The organism is Candidatus Neomarinimicrobiota bacterium, from assembly GCA_041862535.1.
Lineage (GTDB): Bacteria > Fidelibacterota > Marinisomatia > SCGC-AAA003-L08 > TS1B11.
Window position 1 is genome coordinate 1 of record JBGVTM010000292.1, and the last position, 3904, is coordinate 3904.

General features: G+C 57.6%; 5 protein-coding genes. All 5 read right to left on the reverse strand.

What is annotated here, in order from left to right:
- The coding region (locus ACETWG_10765; GenBank protein MFB0517066.1) for a hypothetical protein at nt 1–197 on the reverse strand (197 nt) is incomplete at its 3' end.
- Complete coding sequence (locus ACETWG_10770) at nt 187–1032, reverse strand: xanthine dehydrogenase family protein subunit M (protein ID MFB0517067.1); 846 nt, start codon at nt 1030–1032, stop codon at nt 187–189. The genes ACETWG_10765 and ACETWG_10770, both read right to left, overlap by 11 nt.
- The gene (locus ACETWG_10775) at nt 1029–1517 is read right to left on the reverse strand and encodes a (2Fe-2S)-binding protein (protein ID MFB0517068.1); all 489 of its coding nucleotides are present in this window, start codon (nt 1515–1517) and stop codon (nt 1029–1031) included. The genes ACETWG_10770 and ACETWG_10775 overlap by 4 nt, the downstream gene beginning before the upstream one ends.
- A gap of 1 nt (nt 1518) precedes the next feature.
- Nucleotides 1519–2667 carry a threonine synthase gene (thrC, locus tag ACETWG_10780; GenBank protein MFB0517069.1) on the reverse strand — a complete coding sequence of 383 codons (1149 nt, stop codon included), beginning with the start codon at nt 2665–2667 and terminating at the stop codon, nt 1519–1521.
- Between the two features lie 133 nt (nt 2668–2800).
- Nucleotides 2801–3904, reverse strand: a 1104-nt coding sequence (locus ACETWG_10785) for a pyridoxal-phosphate dependent enzyme (protein MFB0517070.1), incomplete at its 5' end; no start/stop codon positions are given.

Below are 3904 nucleotides of genomic sequence, written 5' to 3' on the forward strand. Positions count from 1 at the left end.
AACTGAGTATGGGGCCCTGCGGCGACACCAATCGGCGTCTCCAGAAGCTGCCCATAATGGGTCAACCGGAACAGGTCGTCCGGATGTGGCCGGAAAAAAAGCTCCTGCGGTATGCCTAGAATGTATCTCTGGCCTTCTTCCGCCGTGACCCATTTGAACAACCGGTCAACGGGTAGCGGGGAAAACTTATCCCCCATGGCTCTGCTCCAGGAGACGGTCCAGGTAGTATCCCAGAAGGTTCTTCAACGCCCTGCGGCGGTATGCGGCGGATCCCCGTATGTCATCAATAGGGGCGATATCCTGCTCGATCAGGTCCAGCGCCTCCTGTTGGGGAAGGCCGTCACGTATCATGGCGTCGGCGAGCGAGTTCAGGTACACCACCTGAGGAGCGACAGCACCCGCGGCAATCGTCAGATCCGAGAAATGGTGATCTTTGGTGGCATACACCACTGCGAAATTCGCAACGGCTATCGCCATAGCGCGACGTAATCCCAGCTTGTAAAAGAATGATCGCTTGGTGGTCTTAGGAATCATGATAGCTTGGAGCAGTTCCCCGGGATTCAAGCTCACCCGGCCGGGACCCTGGATAAAATCCGCCAGGGGGACATGTCTTTCTCCCTCGGGACCGGTAATTCTGGCTGTCGCCTTGTAAGCATATAAAGGCGGCAGGGTGTCACCGGCTGGTGATGCGTTGACGATGTTTCCCCCCAACGTGGCCCGGTGACGAATCTGAACACCGGCGAAGGCATCGGCAGCCAGGGCGAGTGCCGGGAATTGGCATCTGATGATGTCATCCTGCTTCAATGACTCGATGGTCGTCAGGCTCCCGATCTCAATGGCCTCCTCCTGGTCGGTAATGCCTTGCAACTCCTCGATAGCTTTAATGTCAATCAGGTGATCAGGCAGGGTCATGCCTCGTTCGTATTTGGGGATCAGGTCCGTACCCCCGGCTAATATGACGGCCTGCGACAAGTCCAGAGCACTCACATAATCGAAGTACTGGGTCAGTGTATCAGGCCGGTAATACTTCATAATCGTTTTTTCCCGGCGTTGATAACGGCCTGATGTATTTTCTGGTAGCCGGTGCAGCGGCAGATGTTGCCCTGGAGCGCTTCCTGCACCTGCTCGTCGGTCGGTTCAGGATGACTATTTAGCAAATGCACTGCGGAAAGAACGAAACCGGGTGTGCAATAGCCGCATTGGACGGCGTGGTTTTCGATAAATGCCTTCTGAATCTCGCTAAGGTGCTCTTTAGAACTGACTCCTTCGATGGTGGTGATCTCGGAGCCATGGGTCTCCACCGCCAGGACCAGGCAGGAATTGACGGTCTGGCCATTGAGCAGCACGGTGCAGGCGCCGCACTCACCCTCACCGCAGACCTCCTTGGTGCCCGTAAGGTGAAGCGTGTCCCGTAGAAAGTCAAGGAGGCGTAAATGTGTTGGAATGCGCTCCTGATAATCCCGACCATTCACCCGTACGGCCAGCTCAAAGTATTCCCACTTGTCGGGGATGATCAATTCAGCGCAGCTCCTGAACGAGTTTGCTTTTGATAAAAGCGTCGAAAGCACCTGGGTCTGGTGGAATGGGATCGGGGGGCGATAGAATCCGCCTTGCAGCGGGTATATCCTTGAGCCCGGTACCAGTGACCAACACCACTACTTTATCACCATTAGCCAGGCGGCCCTCCTTTGTGCAGCGCAGGAATCCGGCATAGGCCGCAGCCGCCGCCGGTTCCGCAAAGATGCCCGTGGTTGTGGAAAGCTTGTATTGAGCTTGCAGGATGTCTGCATCCGATACACGGATGCCATAGCCGCCACTGCTGCGGACCGCCCTGAGGGCCTTGAGCCCGTCGCGTGGCATACCCACGGCAATACTGTCCGCGATCGTTTCCACCTGAACCTGTTCGATCTCCTTACTCGACTCCAATGCGTCCACAATGGCCGCGGCTCCCTCTGCCTGCACCGCCACGAGCTTCGGTAGCGACTCGATCCAACCCAGTCCTCGCAGGTCTGCAAATCCTTTGTACACTCCACCGATGATACAGCCATCACCAACGGGAACAAATATCCAGTCTGGAACCCGCCAGTCCAGCTGCTCCGCTATCTCCAGCGCCACCGTCTTCTTGCCTTCAGAGAGTACCGGATTGATGCCCGTACTGCGGGAATACCAGCCGTGGGCTTCAACGACCGTTTGTGCCAGGTCAAAGACGTCATCGTAGCTGCCTTCGATGGGACACAATACGGCGCCGTGTTGCAGGATCTGGGTCAGTTTCGCCGCCCGCGCCGAAGAAGGTGCCAGGATGACCGCCTGTCGGCCATAAAAGGCGGCCAGGGCCGCGAGAGATGCCGCGGCATTGCCCGTGGAAGCCGCTACCAGGATGTCCGCCCCAATCTGGGACGCATGCTGAACGGCGACTTCCGTAGCCCGGTCCTTCAGCGAACCGGAGGGATTGCGGGTGTCGTCTTTGATGAAGAAACCGCCCAGATCGAAATCAGCGGCGATCCTGGGGAGCGCAACCAGCGGGGTCCCCCCCACCCGGAGGGAATGATTCTCAGGCCTGTCAAACACCGGCAGGAGCGGCAGGTACCGCCACAGCGAGCGGTCCGGGTTTCGAGCGAGTTCCCCTATTGACCAATGCCCGCCGATCAACCGGTAATCATACACCACGTCCAGATTATTCCCACAGACTGCGCAGGTATAGCAAAACGGTTCACGAGGGTATTCCGCCCCGCAGTGAACACATTTGAACCCGAGTATTTTCTCTGGCGGTGTCAAGTAAACTCCGGCCGGCCGGCGATGGCTACTGGTACCTCTTGAGTAGCCCTATCCGCTCGTTGAACGCCGTGATCTCCTCGTCCCACTCGGCTACCATAGCGTACTGCCGCTTCCAATAGTCGTCATCGTACCACTGGGCATTTAATTCGGCCACGGTCTTCCCCTGTTGCTCAACCCAGGTGAAGTACTTCAGGTTATGCATGCGCTTCTTGTCGTAATAGGAGAGTTCCAGCATATCGTCTTTGTCAACGCCCATGAGCCGCCTCTCGTAATCGACCGCTGCGTCAGTGGCGGAATACTCACCCCTGTCCTGGCGGGCCTCGGCCAGCCGCGATTCATACAGCTCCATTGAATCGGTCGCCACGGTAAGTATGGTGTCATTCGAGTTAAACTCATAATACTTTGCCATCTTGACAGCGCCGATAATATTGGCGATGGAGGAGATGCCGAAATGGTGGAGCTGCTCAATGACGGCGGGATCGATGCCCCGTTCGGCCATGTACGCCTGCCCCGCGGGCTCGTTGAACAGCCGCATGACCCGCATTACCGTCTCGTCATCGATGTCCACCACCAGGTCCATATTCCTGACATTGTGTATCCAGGGAACGTGCTTGTCACCGATCCCTTCGATACGGTGGTATCCGTATCCGTTGTAGAGCAGGGTAGGGCATTGCTTGGCTTCACCGGCGCCGATCTTGATGCGGGGGAATTGTTCCCGCAGGTATTCACCAGCTCCCAGCGTCCCGGCCGATCCCTGGGTGAGGAACAGGGCACTCATCCGCTGATGGGGGCTCTGGTTCTGCAGGAATACCTCCTCGATGGCCGGGCCGGTGACCGCATAATGCCAGAGGGAATTGCCGATCTCATCGAATTGATTCAGCACGACGATCTCCGCGCCGCGTTCCGCCAGCAGTTCTTTCACCTTGTCGTAGATCTCCTTGACGTTGCTCTCTCCTCCGGGCGTCCTGATGACTTCCGAACCCACCCGCTCCAGCCATTCAAACCGTTCCCGGGACATTTCCTCGGGCAATACCGCAATGGAGGGACAGGCCAGCAGGTAAGCGTCGTAGGCCCCCCCGCGACAGTAATTGCCGGTGGAAGGCCAGAGCGCCTTCTGGGTGGTAGGATC